Annotated in this window: 18 protein-coding genes; 5 read left to right on the top strand and 13 right to left on the bottom strand. The window is 60.5% G+C overall.

The window, feature by feature from the left end:
* The 3 genes from PRZ01_RS01240 to PRZ01_RS01230 all read left to right on the top strand — a co-directional run bounded on the left by PRZ01_RS01240 (window position 1) and on the right by PRZ01_RS01230 (window position 3,376).
* Entirely contained in the window at window positions 1-1,779 is a 1,779-nt protein-coding gene (locus PRZ01_RS01240) for a branched-chain amino acid ABC transporter ATP-binding protein/permease (RefSeq protein ID WP_273594926.1), read from the top strand.
* 4 nt (window positions 1,780-1,783) lie between these two features.
* Window positions 1,784-2,530 carry an ABC transporter ATP-binding protein gene (locus PRZ01_RS01235; protein ID WP_273594925.1) on the top strand — a complete coding sequence of 249 codons (747 nt, stop codon included), beginning with the start codon at window positions 1,784-1,786 and terminating at the stop codon, window positions 2,528-2,530.
* A 186-nt stretch (window positions 2,531-2,716) separates the two neighbouring features.
* Window positions 2,717-3,376 carry a MarR family winged helix-turn-helix transcriptional regulator gene (locus PRZ01_RS01230; RefSeq protein ID WP_273594924.1) on the top strand — a complete coding sequence of 220 codons (660 nt, stop codon included), beginning with the start codon at window positions 2,717-2,719 and terminating at the stop codon, window positions 3,374-3,376.
* 355 nt (window positions 3,377-3,731) lie between these two features.
* Here the strand turns inward: PRZ01_RS01230 and guaA are convergent, their stop codons facing one another.
* The 4 genes from guaA to ltrA form a co-directional block, all read right to left on the bottom strand.
* Complete coding sequence (gene guaA / locus PRZ01_RS01225) at window positions 3,732-5,336, bottom strand: glutamine-hydrolyzing GMP synthase (RefSeq protein WP_273594923.1); 1,605 nt, start codon at window positions 5,334-5,336, stop codon at window positions 3,732-3,734.
* A gap of 30 nt (window positions 5,337-5,366) precedes the next feature.
* The gene (locus PRZ01_RS01220; protein WP_338111438.1) at window positions 5,367-6,641 is read right to left on the bottom strand and encodes a TCR/Tet family MFS transporter; all 1,275 of its coding nucleotides are present in this window, start codon (window positions 6,639-6,641) and stop codon (window positions 5,367-5,369) included.
* An 87-nt stretch (window positions 6,642-6,728) separates the two neighbouring features.
* A complete protein-coding gene (guaB, locus tag PRZ01_RS01215; protein WP_273594922.1) occupies window positions 6,729-8,198 on the bottom strand; it encodes an IMP dehydrogenase in 1,470 nt (489 codons plus the stop codon).
* A 159-nt stretch (window positions 8,199-8,357) separates the two neighbouring features.
* Window positions 8,358-10,058 (bottom strand): group II intron reverse transcriptase/maturase, encoded by a 1,701-nt coding sequence (gene ltrA, locus PRZ01_RS01210; RefSeq protein WP_273594921.1) that lies wholly within the window; start codon window positions 10,056-10,058, stop codon window positions 8,358-8,360.
* A 1,304-nt stretch (window positions 10,059-11,362) separates the two neighbouring features.
* Here ltrA and PRZ01_RS01205 point away from each other — a divergent pair.
* Window positions 11,363-11,914, top strand: coding sequence for a DUF4124 domain-containing protein (locus tag PRZ01_RS01205; RefSeq protein WP_273594920.1), 552 nt, complete (start codon window positions 11,363-11,365; stop codon window positions 11,912-11,914).
* A 43-nt stretch (window positions 11,915-11,957) separates the two neighbouring features.
* Here PRZ01_RS01205 and PRZ01_RS01200 read toward each other — a convergent pair whose 3' ends face one another.
* Both PRZ01_RS01200 and PRZ01_RS01195 read right to left on the bottom strand, forming a co-directional pair.
* Complete coding sequence (locus tag PRZ01_RS01200; RefSeq protein ID WP_273594919.1) at window positions 11,958-12,296, bottom strand: RnfH family protein; 339 nt, start codon at window positions 12,294-12,296, stop codon at window positions 11,958-11,960.
* Window positions 12,283-12,768, bottom strand: coding sequence for a type II toxin-antitoxin system RatA family toxin (locus tag PRZ01_RS01195; RefSeq protein ID WP_273594918.1), 486 nt, complete (start codon window positions 12,766-12,768; stop codon window positions 12,283-12,285). Before PRZ01_RS01195 ends, PRZ01_RS01200 begins: the two co-directional genes overlap by 14 nt.
* Before the next feature lie 51 nt (window positions 12,769-12,819).
* Here PRZ01_RS01195 and smpB point away from each other — a divergent pair, with 51 nt between their 5' ends.
* Window positions 12,820-13,341 carry an SsrA-binding protein SmpB gene (smpB, locus tag PRZ01_RS01190; protein ID WP_273594917.1) on the top strand — a complete coding sequence of 174 codons (522 nt, stop codon included), beginning with the start codon at window positions 12,820-12,822 and terminating at the stop codon, window positions 13,339-13,341.
* A 17-nt stretch (window positions 13,342-13,358) separates the two neighbouring features.
* Here smpB and PRZ01_RS01185 read toward each other — a convergent pair whose 3' ends face one another.
* From PRZ01_RS01185 to PRZ01_RS01155, 7 genes are all read right to left on the bottom strand, one after another.
* Window positions 13,359-14,555 carry a PLP-dependent transferase gene (locus PRZ01_RS01185; RefSeq protein WP_273594916.1) on the bottom strand — a complete coding sequence of 399 codons (1,197 nt, stop codon included), beginning with the start codon at window positions 14,553-14,555 and terminating at the stop codon, window positions 13,359-13,361.
* Between the two features lies 1 nt (window position 14,556).
* Window positions 14,557-15,969: a 30S ribosomal protein S12 methylthiotransferase RimO gene (rimO, locus tag PRZ01_RS01180; protein WP_273594915.1), complete on the bottom strand. Its 1,413-nt coding sequence runs from the start codon at window positions 15,967-15,969 to the stop codon at window positions 14,557-14,559.
* A 303-nt stretch (window positions 15,970-16,272) separates the two neighbouring features.
* The gene (gene phaR / locus PRZ01_RS01175; protein WP_273594914.1) at window positions 16,273-16,842 is read right to left on the bottom strand and encodes a polyhydroxyalkanoate synthesis repressor PhaR; all 570 of its coding nucleotides are present in this window, start codon (window positions 16,840-16,842) and stop codon (window positions 16,273-16,275) included.
* Window positions 16,843-17,001: 159 nt separating this feature from the next.
* Complete coding sequence (locus PRZ01_RS01170; protein WP_273594913.1) at window positions 17,002-19,014, bottom strand: M13 family metallopeptidase; 2,013 nt, start codon at window positions 19,012-19,014, stop codon at window positions 17,002-17,004.
* 217 nt (window positions 19,015-19,231) lie between these two features.
* Complete coding sequence (locus PRZ01_RS01165) at window positions 19,232-20,677, bottom strand: efflux transporter outer membrane subunit (RefSeq protein ID WP_273594912.1); 1,446 nt, start codon at window positions 20,675-20,677, stop codon at window positions 19,232-19,234.
* A gap of 8 nt (window positions 20,678-20,685) precedes the next feature.
* Complete coding sequence (locus PRZ01_RS01160) at window positions 20,686-23,832, bottom strand: efflux RND transporter permease subunit (protein WP_273594911.1); 3,147 nt, start codon at window positions 23,830-23,832, stop codon at window positions 20,686-20,688.
* The gene (locus tag PRZ01_RS01155; protein ID WP_273594910.1) at window positions 23,829-26,957 is read right to left on the bottom strand and encodes an MdtB/MuxB family multidrug efflux RND transporter permease subunit; all 3,129 of its coding nucleotides are present in this window, start codon (window positions 26,955-26,957) and stop codon (window positions 23,829-23,831) included. Before PRZ01_RS01155 ends, PRZ01_RS01160 begins: the two co-directional genes overlap by 4 nt.
* Window positions 26,958-26,960 lie beyond the last annotated feature (3 nt).

Genomic DNA, 26,960 nt, shown 5'->3' with positions numbered 1-26,960 from the left:
ATGGACAAGCGACGCATCTCGTTCGCACTGCTGGTACTCGCGGTGGCGGCCATGCCGCTGGCACCTGTTCCTGAATTGTGGATCACCAACCTCAACTACATCGGACTCTATGCCATAACCTGCCTAGGGCTAGTACTTCTGACGGGCGTGGCTGGCCTGACCTCATTCGGGCAAGCGGCTTTTGTCGGCCTCGGCGCCTACACCTCAGCTTATTTGAGTACGGCCTACGGTCTTTCGCCGTGGTTGGGCCTGTTGGTGGCAATGGTTGTTACTGTGAGCGTAGCGCTCGTCCTAGCGAGCATCACGCTGAGGATGTCGGGCCACTACCTTCCGCTCGCCACCATGATGTGGGGCCTATCGCTGTACTACGCGATGTCCAATATGGACTTCCTGGGCAAGTACGACGGCATCTTGAACATTCCTGGGCTTTCCTTGTTTGGATGGAGGCTGGGCAGCGGGCGTAGCTTCTATGCACTGATCTGGCTCATTGCCCTTGCCGCCGCCGTTGGCGTGGCTCGGCTCCTTGACTCACGCGCCGGTCGCGCGATCCGCGCACTCAATGGCGGCGTCACGATGGCCGAGGCCATGGGGATATCTACGTATCGCTATAAGGTCAAGGCCTTTGTCATCGCGGCCATGCTGGCCTGCACCTCGGGTTGGCTGTTTGCGCACTATCAACGCGCAGTGAACCCATCGTCCTTCTCGCTCTCCAAGGGCATTGACTACCTGTTCATGACTGTAGTCGGCGGTGTAGGCAGCGTTTGGGGTGCGTTCTCAGGCGCAGCCCTCACGAAGATTCTCGAAGACCAGCTTCAGGTACTGCTGCCGCGACTATTCGGTGGTAACGGTAACTATGAGTTGATCGTCTTCGGCATCATCCTTGTCGCGATCCTAAAGTACGCCCCCCTCGGTCTTTGGCCCTATGCCGAGAGATGGCTGCAGCGACATCTACCGCCTGACCGGCGACACCGGGATTGGGGCAGCGCCACCGCGCTAGAAACCCGAAGCAAGCCAACGCCAGGAGAGCTGTTGCTCGATGTCAGGAGCGTGCGCAAGCAATTTGGCGGGCTGGTCGCCGTGAACGATGTCAGCTTCTCGATTCGAGCCGGCGAAATCATCGGCCTGCTAGGCCCCAACGGGGCGGGCAAATCTACAACCTTCAATCTCATCACCGGCGTATTGCCGCTGAGCTCAGGCGATGTCATGTTCCGAGGCGCCAAGGTCAGCGGGCAGCCCTCTCGAGAAATCGCCCGCAGGGGCATGTCTCGGACGTTCCAGCACGTCAAGATGCTTCCTGAGATGACGGTACTTGAAAACGTTGCCCTTGGCGGCTATACCCGCAGTCACGCAGGTGTTATGCAGGCCGTGCTTCGGCTGGATCGCGAAGAGGAGCGTCGCCTTTTCCTGGAAGCCGAGCGTCAGTTGGAGCGCATCGGAATGAAGGACCAAATTCATGAATTGGCTGGAAATCTAGCACTCGGCCCCGCCCGATTGATGGAAATTGCCCGCGCGCTTTGCACCGATCCGGCATTGCTACTGCTGGATGAACCCGCCGCCGGTTTACGGCACAAGGAAAAGCAGGCCTTGGGCCAAGTCCTGCGCCAGCTCAAGGCCGAAGGAATGAGCATCCTTCTGGTGGAGCATGACATGGAGTTTGTGATGAGTCTGACCGATCGCATCGTGGTGATGGAGTTCGGCACCAAGCTGATTGAAGGCACACCTGCCGAGGTGCAGGCCAGCCCTGCGGTACGAGCAGCCTACCTCGGAACGGAACATTGAACCGATGCCCACTTCGACAAGCAATGAATTGATCCTGGATGTCCGTGATCTCCATGCCGGCTATGGCCGTGCAGAGGTTGTGAGCGGACTGAATCTGCAACTCGCTCGGGGTGCTGTGGTGACGGTGATCGGTCCCAATGGGGCCGGCAAGTCAACAACGCTCAACGCCTTGATGGGCGTGTTACCCGCATCTGGTGACATCGTTTTTGATGGCCAATCACTGAAAAATGTCGCGCTAGAAGATCGAGTCATGAAGGGCTTGGCCCTGGTGCCCGAGCGGCGCGAATTGTTCTCAACGATGTCGGTAGAAGACAACCTCATCCTGGGCGGCTACCGACAAATGCGGCTGCGCAATCCCGAATGGATGGCCCAGATCGACACGGTCTACGCATTGTTTCCGCGATTGAAGGAGCGCCGCAAACAGATGGCGGGCACCCTGTCTGGCGGGGAGCGGCAGATGCTTGCAGTGGGTCGCGCCATGATGGGTCAACCCAAGGTATTGATGTTGGATGAACCCAGTCTGGGCCTGGCGCCTTTGGTGGTACGCGACATCTTCCGAACCATTGAGCGCCTGCGAGAAACCGGAGTCAGCATCCTGCTGATCGAACAAAACGCGCGAGCTGCATTGGAGGTGGCCGACTACGCGTATGTGCTGGAGACCGGCGAGATTTCGCTACATGGTCCCGCACGCGATTTGGCTACAGATGTTCGCGTCATTGAATCTTACCTTGGCAGCAAGAAGCATCACTGAAGTCGACCGATGCGCATTGGCGCGCCACCGGCTCAGCGCAGCGGCTCACCGTCGAACATATACGTCAGCCAACCGGACGCTTCACGCTGAAGGTTTGGCGTTCACTCAACGGTCCGACGATTTGCAAGGCTTTATATTAAAGGCGGGAGAAATGACAACGCCGAACGGCTTCCCACAGTCCTTGCGATGGATTTTCGTGGGCGGTTGGCCCGCTCTGCCCGACCAAACGAGACGGGGCGGTCAGTGCTTTCTGCGCCCGAGGCGATTGGATTGGGCACGAATCAAGATTCAACCCTTGCAATTGTCCTAGATGCCGTCATGACCAATATCGACGCAAATTCTTGGCATGATGGCGGGATGACAGCCTCCAAAATCAAGAGATCTCCGTTGGCCGAGGGTGCGCTCGAGTCAGTGATCGGTTATCACATCGCCAAAGCGCGGGTGGCGACCCAAGCGCTGTATGTTCGGCACATTGGCAAACCCTTCAAACTGCGGCCTGTCGAATATTCGGTGCTGATGCTTCTGCGCGCCAACAGTGATCTGACCCCCAAGAAGCTCAGTCGCGCACTGTCCCTTTCCGGCCCCAATTTGACGATCCTACTGGACCGCCTGCAAAACAACGGCCTGATAGAACGAGTTCGCAGCGAGATTGACCGGCGCTCTCAGCAAGTTTTGCTGACGGCTGAAGGGTCAGTGTTCGCAGACGATCTGGCGCGTCGCACTCCCCAAATGGAGGCAGAGTTGGCCCATTGCCTGACGCCTGGCGAGCGCGCCATGCTGGTCGAACTTCTCAACAAGGTCTCCGGGTATCGGCACATCGAAGTTGATGGTGAAGCCGCTGAATGAATGCCTGCGCCCTCAGCCCCCTTCTTAGCTGCCAGTGCCGCGGTCGGTTATCTGAATAGTTCAGGCATTGCTTCTGCATGCCCATGTGACGTGAACAGGATCTACACGCATGTATTGAAGCCGGGGCGCAACAGCCCAGTGGCTACCGCTGACGCAGCCTTCCAAGGCGGATCCTTGGCGCCAATTTCCTGACTTCAAATGGATACCCTGTGGCGAGTTACTTGCCGCTATGGCATCAGCGCCCTACTCCCCATGGGGCCCTAGCCGGCGCCCATGAAAAACGCCATTGATGATGCAAAAAACATCATCAATGGCGCTGGCCTTTTCAATCAAGTCAACGGGTTAGAAATACCCATCACTCCCACTCAATCGTCGCAGGCGGTTTGCTGGATACATCGTAGGTGACGCGGTTGATGCCGCGAACTTCGTTGATGATGCGACCGGATACTTTCTTGAGCAGGCCGTAGGGCAGCTCGGCCCAGTCGGCGGTCATGAAGTCACTGGTTTGCACCGCGCGCAGGGCCACCACGTAGTCGTAGGTGCGGCCGTCGCCCATCACGCCCACGCTCTTGACGGGCAAGAAGACAGTGAAGGCCTGGCTGGTCAGGTCGTACCAGTTTTTGCCGGTGGCTTCGTCCTTCCAGCCACGCAGCTCTTCGATGAAGATGGCGTCGGCGCGGCGCAGCAGGTCGGCGTAGTCCTTCTTCACCTCACCCAGAATGCGCACGCCCAAACCCGGGCCGGGGAAGGGATGGCGATAGACCATTTCGGCAGGCAGGCCCAGGGCCACACCCAGGGCGCGCACCTCGTCCTTGAACAACTCACGCAAGGGCTCAAGCAACTTCAAGCCGAGTTGCTCGGGCAGGCCGCCCACATTGTGGTGGCTCTTGATGGTGATGGCCTTCTTGGTCTTGGTGCCGCCGCTCTCCACCACATCGGGGTAGATGGTGCCTTGGGCCAAAAAGCTTGCGCCTTTGTGGCCACCGTCGCCGGCCTTGAGCTTGGCCGCCTCGGCCTTGAACACGTCAACAAACAGGCCACCGATGATCTTGCGTTTTTTCTCGGGATCAGTGACACCCGCCAGTTGGCCCAGGAAGAGCTCGCTAGCATCCACGCGGATCACCCTGGCGTGCAGCTTGCCGGCGAACATGTCCATCACCATATCGCCTTCGTTCAGGCGCAGCAGGCCGTGATCGACGAAAACGCAGGTGAGCTGGTCGCCGATGGCGCGATGGATCAGGGCGGCAGCCACCGAGGAATCAACTCCGCCTGACAGGCCCAGAATGACTTCCTCGTCACCCACTTGCTCGCGGATCTTGGCCACAGCCTCGGCAATGTAGTCACCCATGATCCAGTCGCCCTTGCAGCCGGCGATGTCGCGCACAAAGCGCGTCAACATAGCCTGCCCCTTGAGGGTGTGTGTCACTTCGGGATGGAACTGGACGGCGTAGTAGCCCTTCTCCTCGTTGGCCATCCCTGCAATGGGGCAACTGGGCGTGGAGGCCATCAGCTTGAACCCCGGCGGCAGCATGCCAACCTTGTCGCCATGACTCATCCAAACCTTGAGCATGCCGTGGCCTTCCAGCGTGGCGTGGTCCTGGATGCCGTCCAGCAGCTTGGTGTGACCATGGGCACGCACCTCGGCGTAGCCGAATTCGCGATGATCGCTCCACTCAACCTTACCGCCCAGTTGCACCGCCATGGTCTGCATGCCGTAGCAAATACCCAGCACCGGCACGCCCAGATCCCACACGGCTTGCGGCGCGCGCAGCTCGTGGTCTTCGTAGGTGGAGGCGTGGCTGCCCGACAGGATGATGGCCTTGGGTGCAAAGCTGCGGATGAACTCGTCGCTCACATCATTGGGATGGATCTCGCAATACACGGCAGCTTCGCGCACGCGGCGGGCGATCAGCTGGGTGACTTGGGAGCCGAAGTCGAGGATCAGGACTTTGTCATGCATGGTAAGGCTGCTTTTTCTCTAAATTCGAATTCAAACGGAGGCTGAGGCCGTAGGGCTGATGGCACGTGTGCGCGTGAAATGGCGCCAGGCGAAGAACAGCGACAAGGCTTGCAAGGCGGCGCAGAAATAAAACGGTGCGCCAATGCGCCAATCACCCCGCGGCATGTGCGACACCAAGCCCAGCAAGGTCGCCCCAACCACAGGCGCCATCACGGCCATCATGCTGTTGAGCGAGGACACGGCGCCCATGGTTTCCCCCTGGGTTTTGGGATCGGCGGCGTTGGAGATCAAGCTTTGAATGGCCGCACTCACGGCGAAGCCCAGCGCATTGAAACCGATGATGGCGTACATCATCCAGCCCTCCGTGGCGGCGCCCCACACCAGGTTGGTCAGCACACTGGACGACAAACCCAGTATCACCAGACGCTGCGGCGAAAAAACCTTCAGCAATTTAGGCAGCAAAAAGCCCTGCACCAGCACGGACATCACACCCACGGCGAACATCGACCAGCCGTTCTCCTTAGGGCCCCAACCGAACTTGAAGCTGGTGTACAGCACCCAACTGGTTTGCAGCACCATCTGCGCCAAGCCGCTCAAGCCGATCACCAGCACGAGCGGGCCCACACCTTTGAGCATGCCGAGCTTTTTCAGTGCCGCCAACGGGTTGGCCTTGCGCCATTCAAACGCGCGGCGATGTTCCGGCTTGAGCGACTCGGGCAAGACGAAGTAGCCATAGCACCAATTGATCAGCGCCATGGTGCCAGCCACGAAGAACGGCAGGTGCAGGTTGATGTCGCCAAGAATGCCACCCATCACCGGCCCGAGGATGAAGCCCATGCCGAACGCTGCACCCAACATGCCGAAGCGCTTGGCGCGTTCTTCAGGCGCCGAGATGTCCGCCACATAGGCATTGGCCACCGAGGCATTGGCCTGCATGGCGCCGCTGACGAGGCGCACGGTGATCAGCATCCACAGCGCCGTCGCCATCGCGGTCACAAAGAAGCTCAGGGCCAGGCCGGAGAACCCAATCAGCATCACTGGCCGCCGGCCAAATCGGTCCGACAAAGCCCCCAAGATGGGCGAGCCGAAGAAGTTGGCAATGCCAAACGCCAAGGCCACCGCACCGTACCAGAAGGCATGATCCGCCTGGTTCGAGGTGAAGGTGCCCACCAGGGGAGGCAGAACGGGAATGATCAGGCCGATGGAGATCATGTCGATCAACACCGCCACCATGATGAAGCCCATGCCAGCCGATTTGCCGGACGGGGCTTCACGCTTGTTCAGCTTTGAACCGCTTTCGCTCACTCTGTCTCCTGGTGACGTCACGCCACTATTGCTGCGCCTTGTTCAGTGAAAAAAGGGGCCGAAGCCCCTTTGCCCACACCCAAGCGATCACTCGGATCGGTAGTTGGGCGCTTCTTTCGTGATCTGCACATCGTGGACATGGCTTTCGCGCATGCCCGCCGAAGTGATTTCAACGAACTCAGCCTTGTTTTGCATCTCTTCGATGGTGCCGCAGCCGCAATAGTGCATCGACGCTTTCAAGCCACCGGCCATCTGGAAGATCACCTGCACCACCGACCCCTTGTACGGCACTTGGCCCTCGATGCCCTCAGGCACCAGCTTGGAGGTATTGGGGTTGTTGGCCGAGGTGTCCTGGAAGTAGCGGTCCGCCGAGCCCTTGGCCATGGCCCCCATCGAGCCCATGCCACGGTAGCTCTTGTAGGAGCGGCCCTGGTACAAGATCAGGTCGCCAGGCGCTTCTTCGGTCCCGGCAAAGGCGCCGCCCATCATCACGCAATCGGCACCGGCCGCAATGGCCTTGGCCAAATCGCCCGAGAAGCGCACGCCACCGTCGGCGATCACCGGCACGCCGGTACCGCGCAGCGCGGTAGCGACGTTGTCGATGGCCGTGATCTGAGGCACGCCCACGCCGGCAACGATGCGCGTCGTACAGATAGAGCCCGGGCCGATGCCGACCTTGACGCCATCCGCACCGGCCTCAACCAGCGCCAGCGCCGCTGCGCCGGTGGCGATATTGCCGCCAATCACATCAACGCCCGGGAAATTCTGCTTGACCCAACGCACCCGCTCCAGCACGCCAGCGCTGTGGCCGTGTGCCGTGTCAACAATCAGCGCGTCCACGCCCGCCTTGACCAGCAAGGACACACGCTCTTCGGTGTCATCGCCAAAACCCACGGCAGCGCCCACGCGCAACTTGCCTTGGGCATCGCGGGCGGCATTCGGAAAGCTGGTCTGTTTGGTGATGTCTTTCACCGTCATCAGGCCACGCAACTCGAAGGCTTCGTTGACCACCACCACACGCTCCAGCTTGTGCTGGTGCATCAAGGCCTTGGCTTCTTCCAGGGAAGCGCCTTCCTTGACGGTGACCAAGCGCTCAGCGGGGGTCATCATTTCGCGCACAGGCAGGTCCATGCGGGTCTCAAAGCGCAAATCGCGCCCGGTGACGATGCCCACCACCTTTTTGCCCTCCAACACGGGGAAGCCGGAGACGCCGTGCTGGCGGCTCAACTCCACCACCTCGCGCACTGTGGCGCTGGGGGTAACCGTGAAGGGGTCCAGAACAACGCCCGATTCGTAACGCTTGACGCGTGCGACTTCGATGGCCTGCTGCTTGGCCGGCAGGTTCTTGTGAACAATGCCGATGCCGCCTTCTTGCGCGATCGCAATGGCCAAGCGCGCTTCAGTCACCGTGTCCATGGCCGCAGAGACCAGGGGCAAGTTGAGGCGGATGTTGCGGGAAAGCCGGGTGGCTAGGCTGGTGTCGCGAGGCAACACATGGGAGAACGCTGGCACCAACAAAACATCGTCGAAGGTGAGCGCTTTTCCTAAAAGGCGCATGAGGGAAGCTCCAGTGGTGGGTAGGGACAGGTCATTGCTGACCCATCCCCCCCTAAGAACCGGACTTGCGACTTTCACCGCATCCGGCTCAAGCACAACAACGTGCGGGTTCGGGGAGCACGTTAGTATATAACACACCCCATTTCCCACACCAAAGCCTCATTCAGAGGCCGGCTTCACAACTGACAACCCGCGTGCATGCAGTTGGTGATGGCATACCGGGTGCAAAAGCACTCGGTTAGATAACGAGTCTGACCCGCCCATCCCCTGGGGTACCAGGTGATGGTCATGCCAACCCGTTTCCTTGGTCATGGCTATGCCGCAGTGAGCGCATTTGCCGTTTTGCGAGCGAAACAACGAAGTCCATTGGGTGCGATACGCCATGCTTTTCAGCAGACGCTGCGCCCTCAATTCCTCGCCGTACGCTTCCCACGCCGGGTCGAAAGGATTGAAGTCCCCTTTGACCTTTTTGTGACGGACAATTTCCGTATCGGCAAGCCGATACAGCCGCTTCCACTTGACTTCACCATCCCCCATCCGAACCCGAGCCGCGAACTCAGAACGTCCGTCAAAGATGGTCCAATACTTCTTGACCACCCAAGCTGCAGACTTCTTCGGATGGATCCGCCGCGCCCAACGCGTCAATCGCCACCAAAGCAGCGAGTCGATTTTGTTGAACGTTTCTTTAGCGACCACCGGCTGATGGTACTGAGCCCAACCCCGAAGGACCGGGTTCAATATCTCAATGAGGTCCGCCTGTTTCACCGTTTTGTGGCTTTTGACGATCTCCCGAACCTTGCCATAGAACGCGCGAACGTTCTTATTGCTAGGCTTAATCAAGAGAGTTCCCGAGTACTTCCGGAAATTCCAACCCAGGAAATCGAACCCATCGTCAATGTGTGTGACTCGTGTCTTAATCGGCGATAGACGCAAGCCTCGTTGTGCAAGGAATGCCTCTATCCACGGCCGAACAACCTCCTCAAGCAAGTCTTTCGACGCGCCTGAGATTACGAAGTCGTCAGCGTACCTGACCACATTGACTTTGAGCTTTTGGACCTTCGACGGAGCCACTTGAGTGCGAATGTATGCACGCAGGCCAGCCTCCAGTCCATTCAAAGCCACATTCGCCAAAGTTGGCGAAATGATGCCGCCCTGTGGCGTACCCTCAATGGTGCTTGTCATCTGCCCCTTGTAGACCACCCCTGCCCTCAACCATTTGCGTAGGATTGTCTTGTCCATGCGGACATGATTCACCAGCCACTCGTGATTGATGTGGTCGAAACAGCCTTCGATGTCCGCCTCCAAGACCCAGGGAGCCGCAGCCTTCTGGGACAAACAAACGAACAACTGACTCATGGCATCAGCCGTCGAGCGATTTCGCCGAAAGCCGTAGCTATTCGGATCACTCAGCGATTCGACGACCGGCTCCAAGCCAAGCAGGTGAAGTGCCTGCATTGCCCTGTCTTTCATCGTCGGAATGCCCAGCGGGCGCTCCTTGCCATTTGCCTTCGGGATGTAGACCCGCCTTAACGGCCTTGGCCTATATCCACGCTGCTGCTTCAAGGCACTGACAGCCTCCCATTTAATGGTCGGCGTCTCCCAAAGTTCACGATCGACTCCCGCCGTCCGCTTGCCTTGGTTCTCAGTCACCCGTCGCACCGCCAAACTTCTGGCGGCAAACGAGCGTGTCAACGACCGTTGCAGAGCTTTCACTCTGCGCCAGTCGCATTCATGCGCTGCCTTCGCAATTCTGATTTGCGTCGTCCTCACGCTCCGCTCAATCTTCTGCCATTGAATGGCATGCCAATCGCTCGGTTCGTGCGAGGACGCAGAATCATCGTTACCGATGACTTCTTCCATGCTTTCCTCGTTGGTGGCCCTTCGAGTGCACACGCCGCCACCCGATGGGCGACGACATGCGCGCCCAAGGGGCAGTTCCAGAACTCAACAACCGACTTGCGACGGTTGCACCAAGTGGAAGTCAGCCTGCTTTCGCAGAGAGGCAAAGTTTGAACCTCTATCCCGACTATTACGGCCGGGCATTCGCTTTTTCCACAATCCCATACCCCCTCACCCGACAGGTCATCTCGCGATTTCCTTGCCTTCGCACCGAGGTGCACAGGCAGATGGTGGGGCTTACCACGTTCCCTGAATTGCCGACATCACATCAAAACTCTGCAATGTCTACCCAGTTAGGGCCTGTCTATCTTGCGACTGCGCGTCGGTGATGTGCCCTCTTTTGCGACAAGGACACCTAGCAGCATGCCTTTTGGCTTTGGCCTAACAGCAGGTTTGGCCAATCAATGCTTACGCAAGTTCAAACGACAGTTCACTTAAGTTACCCATATGGAACTAGCCTAGCCCTTCCCCCGCCTTCCTGCTGGCAGGTTCATACCGTCCTCACGGACAAATATGCCACTAGTGTGGGTGGACGTTGTCCGGTGGGCTTCACACAGAATTGTTACCAATTTTGCATGCCACCGTAGGCTACTGTTGATCACACAACAGGTCATGGCATACCGTTCCCACGGACGCATGACAAGGCAAATCAGAGTTGATCACCCTGAGACGAAGCCTAAAAGAAGGCCTCACGACGAGCGCCCGAAAGCACCCGGTAAATAGCCCTCATAGTGGCTATTGAAACGCACACAGGGAAACACTTTTGGTGTTCCATGCGCACGAATCCCGCAGTCATTCACAGGAAATTCCCCTGCAAACTTCTGATCGTGCGCATTGACCGAAGTCGACCGCGCGTCCAAACAAGCCCTAGGGCTTGAAAGAGCATCCGAAGAAGCCCTTAAACGAAGTTGGAACGAATTCCATCTCCGGCAGAGATGGGTTCAGCCGAAGCTGACCCACACAATCGAGCAGTCAAAAGTCCGCCCGAAACATGAGTTGCACAAAGGCAACCTTCCCATATGACCACGCAAAGGTGGTCGGGTGACACAAACGTGTCGCACCGCAAAGCGGCATTATACGGAATGCCAGCGCCCGCCTTGCCGCGCGGCCAAGAAAAAACCGTTCAAGCTCCACGTTACGCCCAAAATCACGCGTTGAAACTCCCGCCCAGCAAAGCGATCGACCCGGCCGTCTGGCGCACCAAAAGTCACGATTCTGCCTTGGGCGAAATCAACGCTCGAGGCCCATAGCCTTACACTGAGCCCATGCTCCGGCCCACCACTTTCACCCCAACGCAAGGGCTCTGCCGCCTCGCGGCCCTCAGCGCCCTCGGCGCGCTGTTGTTCTGCAGCGCACTGCCCGCCAACGCCCAATGGAAATGGCGAGATGCCGCCGGCAACTGGCAGTTCAGCGATCTGCCGCCGCCCAGCACAGTGCCTGAAAAAGACATCCTCCGGCGCCCAGCCAATGCCCAGGCCGCCCGCATCGTGGTGGTTCCCTATGGCGTCGCCAGTCCAGCCTCGCCGCCCGCCCCTGACTCTGCAGCAAGCGGCCCCAGCAAAGACGAGCTGAAACAACAGGCGAAAGAAAAGCAGCTTGAAAAAGACAAGCTGGCCAAGCAGCGGGAGCAAGAGCAACGCCAAGCAGAACAACGGGCCGCCAATTGCCGCAACGCGCAAGACAATTTGCGCCTGCTTGAAAGCGGCGTGCGACTGAAACGCAGCAACGAGGCCGGCGAGCCGGTGGTGATCGACGACGCCCAACGCGAGGCCGAGATGCAAAGCACCCGCGGCGTGATCCACTCAGAATGCCGTTAATCGGTTGAGCAGTTGATCGGTTAATCGATTGAGCGACTGACGCTTAGCGTGTCGACTTGCCCGCCAGCGGCCGATGCCGCGACACGATGCGCTGCCCACGCGCCTTGTAGCGAACACGACGGGCTTCTTTGGGGTCCACCGTCAGGGGCCGGTAGATTTCAATCCGGTCACGTGCCCGCAGCACCGTGTTCAAAGGCTGAATTCGCCCCCAAACGCCGATCTTCAGCGTCGTCAACAGTGGCATTTGATCGGCAAACGCCGGGCAGGCCAGCAAAGCCTGCTCAAGGGTGCAGCCACTCTCGACGCTGAACGCCGCGTGGCGCACATCACCTGCCTGCGGGCTCCAGACCAACTCGATGTCGATCCACTCAGCGGGCGCCATAGACGGACTCGGCACGCTGGACAAAACGTTCGACAAAAGTGTTTGCCACCCGGTCAAACACGGGGCTGACCACCGCCTCCAGCGCCAGGCTGGAAAAGGCGTAACGCAACTCGAACTCGACCTTGCAGGCCTGTGCCTCCTGCCCCTCAGCCAAGGCCACACCCGGTTTGTTCAACGGGAGAAATTGCCACACACCCTCTAGCATTGAGAACGGCCCGTCCACCAGATTCATGTCAACCCGCCGGTTGTGGCTGTTGTCATTGCGAGTCGTAAAAGCATGCCGCACGCCGGCATAAGCCAAGTGCAGGCGCGCCGTCACCGTCTCGACGGTCGACTCCTGCTGCTGGACGGATAGAACTTCTGCGCGCTCACACCAAGGCAAAAACTCCGGATATCGGTCGACGCCGACGACCAAGTCATACATCTCGCGCGGCGAGTACCAAAGGAGGACAGACTTTTTGACATGCTTCATACAATGGACGGATTGTATTGGCGCCCTGCCTGCCCAAAAAGAATTGAACCCATGTCCACAACCGCTCCCGCCAACCGACCGCCACCCAAGGCCAAAGCTGCCGTCAGCTCCAAGCCCATCGCCGAGAACCGCCGCGCCCGCTTCGACTACCACCTGAGCGAATTCATCGAGGCCGGTGTGGTACTCGAAGGCTGGGAGGTCAAAGCCATCCGTGCCGGCCAGGTTCAGCTGACCGACGGCTATGTGATGAACAAGGGCGGTGAGCTCTTTTTGATCGGCTGCCGCATCAACGCATTGCGCACCGCGTCCACCCACATCAGCCCGCTGGCTGACCGCACCAAAAAGCTCTTGCTGAAAAAGGAGGACATCCGCCACCTGACCGCCAAGACCGAGCAAAAGGGCTTCACCATCGTCCCGCTGAACCTGCACTTCAAGGGCAGCAACGTCAAGGTCGAAATCGCCCTGGCCAAGGGCAAAGACCTGCATGACAAACGAGACACCGAGAAGAAACGCGATTGGGAAAGAGAGAAGGGGCAGTTGATGCGACACGCAGCAACGGGCCGCAAAGGGTAAGCCCCCTCGCCTTTAACTCAAGCCCTCGTCGACCGCTGGCTCAACGCCTGCGCCAAATCGGCCTGCAGATCGGCCGCATCCTCCAGGCCTATAGCAAAGCGCACGATGCGGCCCGGCGCCAGCTTGGAGGGCAAGGCACGGCTGCGGCTCATGTCATAGGGCACAGCCAAACTCATGGGGCCGGCCCAGGAATAGCCGATGCCAAACAAGTCGAGCGCATCGACAAAGGCATCCACCTGAGCCGCGCTGTACTCGGGCTTGAAGATCACCGAAAACAAACAAGCCGCGCCAGCGCTGCTGGTCTGCAGCCAATACGCATGCCCCGGTGAGTCGGCCAGGGCCGGGTGCAGCACTTGAGCCACCTCGGGTCGGCCCTGCATCCACTCAGCCAGTGCACGCGTTGTGGCGTCTTGCGCCCGGTAGCGCAAGGCCAACGTGGGCAGGCCACGCAGCACCAGTTCCACATCGTTCTGACCCAGGCCATACCCCAGGTGCTCGTGCATGTGGTTGAGTCGTTCATGCAGAGCCAAATCACGGGTGCAAACCGAGCCCATCAACACGTCGGCACCGCCCGAGGCGTATTTAGTGAGGGCCTGCATGGAGACGTCAACACCCAGGCCAGAGGCAATCTCGAAGGGATTGAAGGCAATACCTGACCCCCAGGTATTGTCCATCGCCGTCAGCACGCCGTGCTGCTTGCACGCCGACAAAATGCCGATCAAGTCAGGAAACTCCAGGGTGATCGAACCCGCAGCCTCCAGCCATACGAGCTTGGTTTGGGGGCTGAGCAAGGCCTCAAAACCCTTGGCATCCAGCGGGTCGTAGAACTTGTACGCAATGCCAAACTGTGGCAGCAGGGACTCGCTCAGGTAGCGGTTTTGCCCATAGACGTTGTCGGGCACCAGCACCTCATCACCCGGGCGCAACAGCCCCAGGCTGACCAGGGTCACTGCCGCCAAGCCGCTCGGCACCAGCAGGCAATGCGCCGCGCACTCCAGCGTGGCAATGCGCGCCGCCAGCGTGTAACTAGTGGGCGTGCCGTGCAAGCCATAACGGTAGCTCTTGCCGTCACGCGGCCGGTATTGATGCAGATCCGCCGTGTTCTTGAACAAGACCGTGGACGCCTTGAAAACTCCCACGGGATGGGCGTTCCAGCCTTCAGGCGCACGGTAGGGGTGGTGAATTTGCTCCGTAGAGATGGCGCGTTTACTCATGTCAGACCGGCATACCAACCAGATCATGCCCTTCTGCGGCGACGATGCGCACCTTGGTGAACTCGCCCACCTTGAGGATGCGACTGGCCTTCTCTGGCGGCAGGATGCGCACGGTGCCATCAATCTCAGGCGCGTCGGCATAAGTGCGGCCCACCCCACCCTTGCGGCCCAGGGCTGGGGCGGAGTCCACCAACACCTGCATGGTGGCGCCGATGCGCGAGCGCAACTTGGCGATGGAAACGGCCTCGGCCACCTGCATGAATCGCGCCTGGCGCTCCTCACGCACCTGCTGGGGCAAGGCGCCGGGCAAGTCGTTGGCCGAAGCGCCTTCCACCGGCGAGTAAGCAAAGCAACCCGCCCGGTCGATGCGCGCCTCCTGCATAAAGTCCAGCAGATACTGGAACTCCTCTTCCGTCTCGCCAGGGAAGCCCGCGATGAAGGTAGAGCGAATCACGATGTCCGGGCACGTCTCGCGCCAGCGCAGGATGCGCTCCATATTCTTTTCACCGTTGGCGGGGCGTTTCATGCGCTTGAGCACATCCGGATGGGCGTGCTGCAAGGGCACGTCGAGGTAAGGCAAGATGAGGCCTTGTGCCATCAGCGGCAGCACCTCGTCCACATGCGGATAGGGGTAGACATAGTGCAGACGCACCCAGGCGCCATGCGCCTTGGCCATTTCGCCCAGCGCAGCCACCAAGTCGAACATGCGCGTCTTGATCGGCTTGCCGTCCCAAAAACCAGTGCGGTATTTGACATCCACCCCATAGGCGCTGGTGTCCTGGCTGATCACCAGCAACTCCTTGACGCCGGCCTCAAACAAAGCGCGTGCTTCGTTCAACACATCACCGATGGGCCGCGACACCAGATCACCCCGCATGCTGGGAATGATGCAGAAGGAGCACCGATGGTTGCAGCCCTCGCTGATTTTCAAGTACGCGTAGTGTTTGGGGGTTAGCTTGATGCCGTAGGCGGGCACCAAATCGACAAAAGGATCATGTGGCTTAGGCACATGGGTGTGCACCGCATCCATCACCTCTTGCGTGGCGTGCGGCCCCGTAACGGCCAGCACGCTCGGATGCATTTCGCGAACCAAACTGCCCGCATCGGCGCTGGCTGCACCCGCCTTGGCACCCAGGCATCCCGTCACAATCACCTTGCCGTTTTCGGCCAGGGCTTCGCCGATAGTGTCCAGGCTTTCTTTCACCGCATCATCGATGAAGCCGCAGGTGTTGACGATCACCAGATCGGCGCCCGCAAAGGTCTTGGAGGTTTCGTAGCCTTCGGCCCGCAGTTGCGTAAGGATCAACTCGGAGTCGGTCAACGCCTTCGGGCATCCGAGTGAAACAAAACCGATCTTGGGAGCGGCCGCGCCTGTGAGGGTGGCAAGCGGGCTGGGGGTGTGGATGTCATTCATCCCACGATTTTCGCTCATCCCGGCGAAGCGCGCAGTTTCGCATCGATTTACGGCAACCACCGTTGATCTTCAGCGTCAGCGAGGCCCTTCAAATGCCATGAGCAAGCGAGGAAACGCGGGGCGAGAAAATGGCCCACGTTGGCCGTTAACTTGATGCTGCGCGCCCGTTGAACTTCATGAAGGCTCCCCGGGAAACGAACTGAAGGAATACGACGGCGCGTGGCATGTTCGGATCAACGCGCAGTGGCGGCCTGAGCCCAGTAAGCAAATCGGCACGCGGCACGGGCCTGCCGCGCCACCGGCTTATTTCTTGGGTGGAAAACCCGGCATCCCCGGGAAGATCACCCCGGCTTGCTGCATCTGCTCCTGCATCTGCGTCAACAGGTTCTTGGACTGCTCCACGTAGCCGCCCATCAAGCCCTGCAACATGGGCGATTGGGCACCCATGAACTGGGTCCAGAGTTCAGGGCTGAAGGCCAGGCCTTTGCTTTGCTCGGTGAAGCGCGATTGCAATTCGCCGAAAGTCTTGACGTTGCGCTCCAGATAGTCGCCCATCACGCCCTGCATGGCGTGGCCGTAGAAGCGGATGATCTGCTCCAGCGAGCTGGTGGAGAACATGGGCACGCCGCCGGTTTCTTCTTCCAAAATGATTTGCAGGAGGATGCTGCGCGTCAGGTCTTCACTGGTTTTGGCGTCGCGAACCTCAAAGGTTTGACCGTCCAACACCATTTTCTTGACGTCAGCCAGCGTGATGTAGCTGCTGGTCTGGGTGTCGTAGAGGCGCCGATTCGGGTACTTTTTCAAGACCCGAACCTGAGCTGCGGAAGCCGACTCGGCCGAACTCGCCGCCTTGCCTCTTTGGGCAGTCACCATGAAAACTCCTTGTCAGACGGATTATTGAGCACCAGAAGCCCACTGCAGACCCCCACGGCTCTCCTCCCATTCTAAAAGCGGCCCTACCCCGCCTCCGCCGGGATTACCCCTGCGGTGACAAGGCAGCAACGCAACGCTTGAATATTTTGTACTTGCCCCTCACCAAATCCGGATCCGCTGTGCCGGCGCCTTGAACATCGCGTCTCCCGTCTGGGTGCCAAAGGCTTCGTGGAATCCGTCGTGATTGAGCGCCGCACCATTGGCGCGGAACTTGGGCGGTGCGTGCGGGTCAACACTCAAAAGCTGCAGGCTCAAGGCTTCGCGCGCCTGATACCGCCAGGCTTGGGCCCAGGCGTAGAAAAAGCGCTGATCTCCGCTGAGCCCGTCAAGCACCGGCGCAGGCTTGCCGCCCAAGGTATTTTGGTAAGCCTTGTAGGCAATTTGGAGTCCAGACAGATCGGCGATGTTTTCGCCCAGCGTCAAGCGGCCGTTGATCGCCTTGCCGGGCAGCGACTCATACTTGCTGAACTGGGCAACAAGCCGGGCGCCGATGGCGTCAAAGGCCTTGCGGTCTTGCGCGGTCCACCAATTGCGCAGCACGCCATCGCCATCGTATTGGCTGCCCTCGTCGTCAAAGCCATGGCTGATTTCATGGCCGATCACCGCGCCGATCGCGCCGTAGTTGACAGCGTCGTCGGCCGCCATATCAAAGAACGGTGCCTGCAAAATCGCCGCCGGAAACACAATTTCATTGAAAGCCGGGTTGTAGTAGGCGTTCACCGTCTGCGGCGTCATTTCCCACTCGCTGCGGTCCACCGGCTGACTGGCCCGCTGCGCCACGCGCCGGTACTCAAAAGCAGCCGCACGCAGGCTGTTGCCCAAGGCATCGCCGGCCCGCACTTCCAGCTTCGAGTAGTCACGCCAAGCGTCTGGATAACCAATCTTCACCATGTACTTGGCGAGCTTTTCTCGCGCCGCCGCCTGGGTGGCGGGTGTCATCCAGCTCAAGCCGTCGATGGAGTCACGGTAGGCCGCCAACAGGCGCACCACCATCTCTTGCATACGCGCCTTCGCCGCCGGCGGGAAATGCGCCGCCACATAGAGCTGCCCCACCGCCTCACCCAGCGCGCCATTGACGTCGCTGATGCCTTGTTGCCAACGCGGCAGCGCTTGCTTGGCGCCAGTCAGGGCCGCGCCACGAAAGGCAAAGTGCGCGTCCCGAAAGGCCTGCGGCAGCACGGGTGCGCTTTCGTCCAGCACATGCAGCTTGAGGTACAGCTTCCAGTCAGACAAAGGCACGCTGCCCACCAAACCCGCCAAGCCGACGACGGCGCTGGGCTGCCGGACCGACAACAACTCAGGCTCGGCCAGTTGCCCGGCCTTCAGAAACTGCGGCCAATCCAGCCCCGGCGCGCGCTTGGCCAGTTCGGCCGGCGTCATCGGGTTGTAGGTTTTGATGGGGTCGCGGTCAGCCACCTTGTCCCACTGCAGTCGGGCAATGCGCGTCTCCAGCGCCAAAACACGGGCAGCGGCCCGCTCTGGCTGCGACTCCCCGCTAAGGCGCGCCAGGGTGCTGAGGTAGACCAGATAGGCCGTCTTGGCTTGCCGCAGCTTGGCGTCCGACTTGAGGTAGTAGTCGCGATCGGGCAGCCCCAAGCCCCCTTGCAGGGCCATCACGCGGTTCACTCGCGGCTGCGTGGGGTCGGGCATAACAGTCAAATTGACCGGCAAGTTGCTCAAACCCTGGTTTTCACCCAGCCAGCGCGCCAGATCGGTCCGGGCTTGAATGGCAGCGATGCCGTCCAGACGCGCCTGCGTGGGCGCCAACCCGGCTTGGTCAATGGCGGGCAAGTCGATGAAGCTGGTGTAGTAGGCCGCGATTTTCTGCGCCACGCTACCGTCTGGCTGGGGCGAAGCGGCCAGTTTCTCAACCAATGCCCTCACCTGCCGGTCAGACTGATCGGCCAATTGCTCGAACGCGCCATAGGATGATTTGTCCGCCGGAATCGGCGTTGCCTTCAACCAAGCGCCATTGGCAGCTTGAAACAAGTCGTCTTGCGCCCTGACTTTGCGGTCAAACGCCTGCGTGTCGATACCAGAGGCCGCCGAGGCGGCCTCGGTGGGCATTGCGGCAGGCGTGGCCGCTGCAGCCATTGCAAGCCCATTGGACATGGCCACAATCAACAAGCCTGCCGCGGTAACTGTCAGTCTGCTCGGTAGTTTGCGATGTACTTTGCCAGGCACTTTGCCCTGCCACCATCCGGCCCATGCGGCCAAGTGCTTCAATTTCATTCCCAAACCCTTGCCCTAAAAAGCCGGCTAGGTTAGTCCATGCCGCGCTGCGGGACAAGATGACTTTTGGCAGGGCAGCAAAGCACCCTGGGGTTCTTCAGCCGCCCTCAGCCTGCCAGCGACCGCCCAAATTCTTCAGCAAGACATTGGCAGCGGCGAGTTGGCGGTTGCGCAAGGTCACGACCGAGCTTTCGGCCGTCAACGCGGTGCTCTGTGCCGTTGAAACGTTCAGATAGCTGACGGTGCCTGCCTGGTACTGGCTCTGCGTAATTTCAAGGTTGCGGCGGGCGGCTGATAAAGCGTCGTTCTGCAAATTCAACTCGGCGCCGAGTCGCTGCAGCAGTACCAAATTGTCTTCAACTTCCTGAAAGGCCTGCAACACCGTTTGGCGATAGCTGGACACCGCCTGCTCTGCCGCGCTCCGCGCCTGGCTGCTGGCCAATTGGCGCGCGCCACTGTCAAACACCGCCAAAACAGCGGACGGACCCAATGACCACAGCAGGCTCGACGCGTTAAACACCTGCCCCAATGAAGCACTGCGGTAGCTTGCGCTGGCGGACAGTGAAATGTCGGGATAAAACGCCGCATCAGCCACGCCGATTTGAGCAAATGCAGCAGCCACGGCACGCTCTGCGGAGGCAATGTCGGGTCGCCGCTCGAGCAAGCGGGCCGGCAACACCTCAGGCACCGTGGGCAATTGAGGCAAGGCGCCGGTGCTGGCCAAGGTGAGCTGCGTTGGCGCCCGGCCCAGCAGCACGGCGATGGCATGCTCGAACTGCGCGCGTTGTGCGCGGTTTTCTTCAATCTGGGTCTGCACGGTGCGGAGTTGGATCTGCGCCTGTAGCACATCGGTCTGAGACACGACACCGGCGTCCAATCGTGCCTGCGTCAACGCCAGCATGCGTTGGTAGGCACTTTCGGTCTGCATCTGCACGGCCAATTGCGCCTCGGCGGCGCGCAGCGCCAGATAGGTCTGCGCCAAGGTGGCCTGGGCGGAGAGCCGCGCGGCGACCAGATCGTCCTGGCTGGCTTGCAGCTTGATGTCGGCCACTCGCGCGGCGCTACGGTAGCGGCCCCACAGATCAAGCTCCCACGACGCGGACGTGCCGACCGACACGGTATTGGCCGTGGTGCGCGACTCAGCACTGCCGCTCGGCGGACTGCCGGCGCGCGTCCCGCCCGCAGTCAGATTCAGGCTGGGCCACAAAGCTGCCTGACTGGCCTGCAAAAGCGCCTGCGCACTGGCAACCTGGCTGGCCAGCGACTTGAGGTTTTCGTTGCCCACCAGCAGTTGCGACTCCAAGTCATTCAACACTGGGTCTTGAAACAATTGCCACCAGTCAGCCGGCACCACAGCGGCTTTGTCCCGCGGCTGGGTGGCCGCGGCGGGCTTCCAGAGTTGCGCCTCCTTGAAGACCGCGGGCGGCTCGACGGGACGCGCCGTCACGGTAGGCTGCGTGCTGCAGGCAGCCAGAATCAGCCCCAGTATTGACAGCGCCACGGGCGTCAACCCACGGCACACGGTTTGCTTGAAGTGATGCATGGGAAGAGTCATTCAGAGAGATTCACAGGCGAAGGCACAACAGACACCGCGGGCACCAAGGCCGCAGCGGCAGGCTTGGACGAGGCGCGTGGCCGCCGGCGCAAGCGGTCCATGCACACGAAAACCACGGGCGTGGTGTACAGGGTCAGGATTTGACTCAAGGCCAAACCGCCGACGATGGACAGGCCCAGTGGCACGCGCAACTCGGCGCCGTCGCCTTGCCCCAGCGCCAGGGGCACTGCGCCAAAAATGGCCGCAACCGTGGTCATCAAGATTGGCCGCAAGCGCAAAACTGCCGCGCGGTAAATGGCGGCACCCGGGCTGAGGTGTGAGCCTCGTTCGCGTGCCAGCCTCTGCGCGGAGATGGCAAAGTCAATCATCATGATTGCGTTCTTTTTGACGATGCCGATCAGCAGCACCACACCGATCAAGGCAATGATGGTGAAGTCGGTCTTGAGCAGCATCAGTGCCAGCAAGGCGCCCACGCCAGCCGATGGCAACGTCGAGAGAATCGTCACTGGATGGATCAGGCTTTCATACAAAATCCCCAGCACCAGATAGATCGCAACGATGGCGGCAAGCACCAGCCACGGTTGAGATTTGAGTGAAGCCTGAAAGGCCTGCGCCGTGCCCTGATAACTGCCGCGCACCGACACCGGCACGCCTAGGCGTGACAGGCCTTGGTTGATGGCGGCCACCGCTTGCGACAAGGCGACACCCGGCGCAAGGTTGAAACTCACGGTACCCGCCGGGGCGCCACCTTGGTGGTTCACTGCCAAAGGCGTATTGCTGGTTTCGATCCGGGCCAAGCTGCTCAAGGGCACCTGCGCGCCTTGCGGAGTCCCGACGTAGAAGCGTTTGAGCGCCTCCGGGCTTTGGAGTTCTGCACTGGCTAACTCCATGACCACGCGGTATTGGTTGAGCGGGTTGTAGATCACGCCGATCTGTCGCTGGCCAAATGCATCGTTGAGCGCGTTATCAATGGCATTGACGGTGAGGCCGTAACGCGCCACCGCGTCACGGTCGATCTCAAGGCTGGTCTGCAGCCCCTTATCTTGCTGGTCGCTGTTGACGTCAACCAATTCGGGCACCTGCATCATGGCCCGGCGGATGCGGGGCTCCCAGGTGCGCAGATCCGTCAACTCGTCGGCCTGCAGGGTGTACTGCCACGCTGAATTGGATTGCCTCCCGCCGATGCGGATGTCTTGCGCTGGCACAAGAAACAAATTGGCGCCCGGAAGGTGGGCCAGTTTGCCTCGCAAGCGGTTCATGACCTGATCCACATTTTCAACCCGCTCCGGGCGCGCCTTGAGCATGATGAACATATTGGCCGTGTTGCGCTGACCGCCTCCAGTAAAGCCCGTCGCGGTAGCCACCGCCGGATCGGCACGCACGATATCGCTGAAGCTCGTCAACTTGTTCTGCATGGACTGGAAGGAGCTGGCCTGATCCGCCTGTACGCCGCCAATCAACAGGCCGGTGTCTTGTTGCGGAAAGAATCCCTTGGGAATACTGATGTAGAGCGAAACGTTCAGCCCGATCACCCCCGCCAAAGCCAGCAACACCCAGGGTTGATGGCGCAAGGTCCAGCACAGGCTGCGCCGGTACGCGCGCACCAGCTTGCGTTGCAGTTGGCCCAGGCGGCGCGCCCATAGCCCCACCACTTGATGCCGATCGGCGGGCTTGAGCAGGGCCGCCGCCATCATGGGCGTGGTGGTCAGCGAGACCAGCATGGAAACCAGAATGGCGACTGACAACACCACCGCAAACTCCCGAAAGAGCCGCCCGACAATGCCGCCCATAGCCAGGATGGGAATGAACACCGCAATCAGCGACAGGCTGATGGAGACCACGGTGAACCCGATCTCCTTGGCGCCCAGCAAAGCGGCTTCTTTGGGCGAGAGCCCGCGTTCGACATGGCGGGAAATGTTTTCAAGCACCACGATGGCATCGTCCACCACAAACCCGGTGGCCACGGTCATCGCCATCAATGACAGATTGTCGATGCTGTAGCCCAGCAGGTACATCGCCCCGAAGGTACCTGCCAGCGAAACCGGCACTGCCACCGCTGGCAACAAGGCCGCACGAAAATTGCGCAGGAACAAAAACACCACCGCCACCACCAGCCCAAAAGAGATGGCCAGCGTGCGCTGCACCTCCTTGATGGAAGCGCGGATGGTAGGCGTGCGGTCCATCACCACCTGCGTGTCAATGGCGGGGGAAATGGACGCCTTCAACTGCGGCAGCAAGGCGCGAATGGTGTCAACGGTCTTGATGATGTTGGCGCCCGGCGACTTGTTCAGGATCAACAGCACGGCCGGCTTGCCATTGCTCATGCCGTAGTTGCGCACATCCTGCACGCTGTCGGTGACCCTGGCAACGTCGCGCAGGCGCAGGGCGGCACCGTTGGCATAACTCAGTACCAGCGGGGCATATTCCGCCGCGCTGAATGATTGGTCATTGCTGCCCAGTTGCCAGTAGTGGCGGTCGTCCTCCAAGGCGCCCTTGGGCCGGTTGGCATTGCTGGCCACGACGCTGGCACGTACGTTTTCGAGAGACAAGCCTTGCGCCGCGAGCTTGGTGGCGTCCAACTCAATGCGCACTGCCGGCAAGGCACCGCCGCCCACGTTCACCTGCCCCACGCCCTCCACTTGCGCCAGCCGCTGGGCGAGCACCGTGGACGCAGCGTCGTACATCTGCCCGCGTGTCAACGTGTCAGAGGTCAAGGCGACGATCATGATGGGCGCATCCGCCGGATTCACCTTGCGGTAGGTCGGGTTGCTGGGCAAGCCTGTGGGCAAGAGCGCCCGCGCGGCGTTGATGCCCGCCTGCACATCGCGTGCGGCGCCGTCGATGTCACGGCTGAGGTCGAATTGAAGCGTGATGCGGGTGTTGCCTAAGGATGAGGACGAAGTGATTTCATTCACCCCAGCAATGCCGCCCAAGGCACGCTCAAGAGGCGTCGCCACCGTCGCGGCCATGGTGTCGGGGCTGGCACCGGGCAAGGACGCCGACACCGAGATGGTCGGAAATTCAACCTGCGGCAAGGGCGCCGTGGGCAACAAAAAGTAGGCGATGCCACCGGCCAACGCCAAACCCAGGGTGATCAGGCTGGTGCCAATCGGCCGCTCAATGAAGGCGCGTGACAAATTCATGCCGACGGCTCCTGCCCGGGCTCTGAATCGGCCCCACGCGTTCGGCGAATTTTCTGCGCCAAGGCCGAAAAACCGAGGTAAATCACCGGCGTGGTGAACAGAGTCAACAACTGGCTGACGATCAGCCCGCCCACCATCACCACACCCAGCGGATGGCGCAACTCGCTGCCGACACCTGCGCCCAGCATCAAGGGCAAAGCGCCCAGCAAGGCGGCCATCGTGGTCATCAAAATCGGCCTGAAGCGCAGCAGGCAGGCCTTGTGAATCGCCGCCCGGGGGCTCAAGCCCTCCTCGCGCTGCGCGTAGAGGGCGAAATCAATCATCATGATCGCGTTTTTCTTGACGATGCCGATCAAGAGCACGATACCGATGATGGCGATGATGTCCAGATCGAGCCTAAACACCAGCAAGGCCAGCAAGGCGCCCAGGCCTGCCGAAGGCAAGGTGGAAAGAATGGTGAGCGGATGGAGGGTGCTTTCATACAGCACGCCGAGCACGATATACATCGTGACAATGGCCGCCAGAATCAAGAGCAAGGTGCTGGACAGCGAGGACTGAAAGGCCAGCGCCGCACCTTGAAAACTGGTCTCGATGCTGGCCGGCATCTGCAGGGCGGCTTCTTCGGTCTTGATGGCCTTGACCGCGGCCCCCAAAGAAGAACCCGGCGCCACATTGAACGACAAGGTCACGGCCGGAAACTGCGCCACATGGTTGACCGCCAAGGGAGCTACACGCTCGCTGAAATGCGCCACGCTGCTCAATGGCACCTGCACGCCGCCCGTCCCGGCGACATAAAGGTGGTTGAGCGCGTCCAGCCCCCGCTTGTACTCAGGCGCTACCTCCAACACGACCCGGTACTGGTTGCTCTGCGAAAAAATGGTGGAGATCAAACGCTGGCCGAAGGCGCTGTACAGCACGTTGTCAATGGCGGCAACGCTCACGCCAAAGCGCCCGGCCGCGTCGCGGTCGATGTCGACAAAGGCCTGCAAACCTTGCTCCTGCTGGTCGCTGGCCACATCGACCAAACCCGCCTCGGGCGGCAGGCGTTGCAAGCGCACCAGCAAGTCTTGGCTCCAGCGTGAGAGCTCTTTGATGTCGGGTGAGCTGAGCGTGAACTGGTACTGCGTTTTGGCAATGCGGTCTTCAATCGTCAGGTCTTGCACGGGCTGCAGGTAGACCGACAGCCCCGGCAGGTCCTGCGCAAGATGGCTCAAACGCTGAGCCACTGCCTCAGCCGTCTGCTTGCGCTCGGCCAAAGGTTTGAGGGCGATCAGCATGCGGCCGGTATTCAAGGTGGCGTTGCCCCCGTCAACGCCAATGAAGGAAGACACCGTGGCCACCGCGGGGTCTTGCAGAATGCGCTGCGCCATGGCCTGCTGGCGCTCGGCCATGGCCTCGAAGGAGGTGGACTGGGCCGCCTCGGTAATGGCCTGTATCTGCCCCGTGTCCTGCACCGGGAAGAAGCCCTTGGGCACCAAAAAGTACAGCCCGGCCGTCAACAGCAGGGTCAACCCAAAAGCAGCCAAGGTGGCACGGCTGCGGTCCAGCACCCAGGTCAAGGCATGGCCGTAAAGTTCGATGATGCGATCAAACGCGCGGCCCACCGCACGCCACACGCGCCCATGCGCGTCGTCCCGCTCATGCCGCAAAAGCCGCGCGCACATCATGGGCGTGAGCGTCAGCGAAACCACGGCTGATATCAGGATAGACACCGCCAGCGTGATGGCAAATTCATGAAACAGCCGCCCCACCACATCGCCCATGAACAGCAAAGGGATCAGCACCGCAATCAAGGATATGGTCAGGGAAATGATGGTGAAGCCAATCTGCTGAGACCCCTTGAGCGCCGCAGCCATGGGCGTCTCGCCCTCCTCCACATAACGGGCGATGTTCTCGATCATCACGATTGCATCGTCAACGACAAAGCCCGTAGAGATGACCAAGGCCATCAGCGTGAGGTTGTTGATCGAAAAGCCGGCCAGAGACATCACCCCGAAGGTACCTACCAGCGACAGCGGCACCGCCACACTGGGAATGAGCGTGGCAGGAAGGCTGCGCAAAAATACAAAGATCACCGCGATGACCAGTGCAATCGCGAGCAAGAGTTCAAGCTCCACGTCGTCGACAGACGCCCGAATCGTGGTGGTGCGGTCGCTGAGCACCCGCACATCGACCGAAGCCGGCAGGCTGGCCTGCAGCGCCGGCAATTGCGCCCGCACGCGGTCCACGGTTTCAATCACATTGGCACCGGGCTGGCGTTGCACATTCAGGATCACCGCCGGCGTGGCATCCGCCCAGGCCGCCAGGCGAAGGTTTTCAGCGTCGTCCACCAGGGTGGCTACATCGCGCAATCGCACCGGGTTGCCATTGCGATAGGCAAAAATCATGTTGGCGTACTCGGCCGCGCTGCGCATCTGGTCGTTGGCATCGATGGTTGAGGCCCGCAAGGGGCCATCAAAACTGCCCTTGGCCTGATTGACATTGGCCGACCCCACCGCCGTGCGCAAGTCTTCCAACGAGAGACCCAGGGTAGCCAGCGCCGTCGGATTGGCCTGGATTCGAACTGCAGGCCGCCGCCCGCCGGCAATGCTCACCAAACCCACGCCTGGGACTTGCGAAATCTTCTGCGCCAGCCGACTTTCCACCAAGTCATGCACGCGTATGACCGGCAGCGTGGCCGAACTGACCGCAAGGGTCATGACAGGTGCGTCCGCCGGGTTGACCTTGCTGTAAACGGGCGGCATGGGCAGATCGGTTGGCAACAGGTTACCGCCGGCATTGATCGCGGCCTGAACCTCTTGTTCCGCCACATCCAAAGACAGGCTCAAGGCAAAACGCAAGGTAATGACCGAAGCGCCGCCCGAACTGCTGGACGACATCTGCGCCAAGCCCGGCATTTGACCGAACTGCCGCTCCAGCGGCGCGGTCACCGATGACGTCATCACCTCCGGACTGGCACCGGGATACAGGGTCGTGACCTGAATGGTCGGGTAGTCCACCTCCGGCAAAGCCGCCACCGGCAACAGACGGTAGGCCAGCAGCCCGGCCAACAAAGTGGCCAGCATCAACAAGGACGTGGCCACTGGGCGTTCAATAAAAATGCGTGATGGATTGACTGCGCTCATGGG

Origin of the sequence: Roseateles koreensis, assembly GCF_028595305.1 — a bacterium.
GTDB classification, from domain to species: domain Bacteria; phylum Pseudomonadota; class Gammaproteobacteria; order Burkholderiales; family Burkholderiaceae_C; genus Paucibacter_A; species Paucibacter_A koreensis.
Note: the sequence above shows the minus strand (reverse complement) of the source record. Positions and strands in the feature narration are given on the sequence as shown.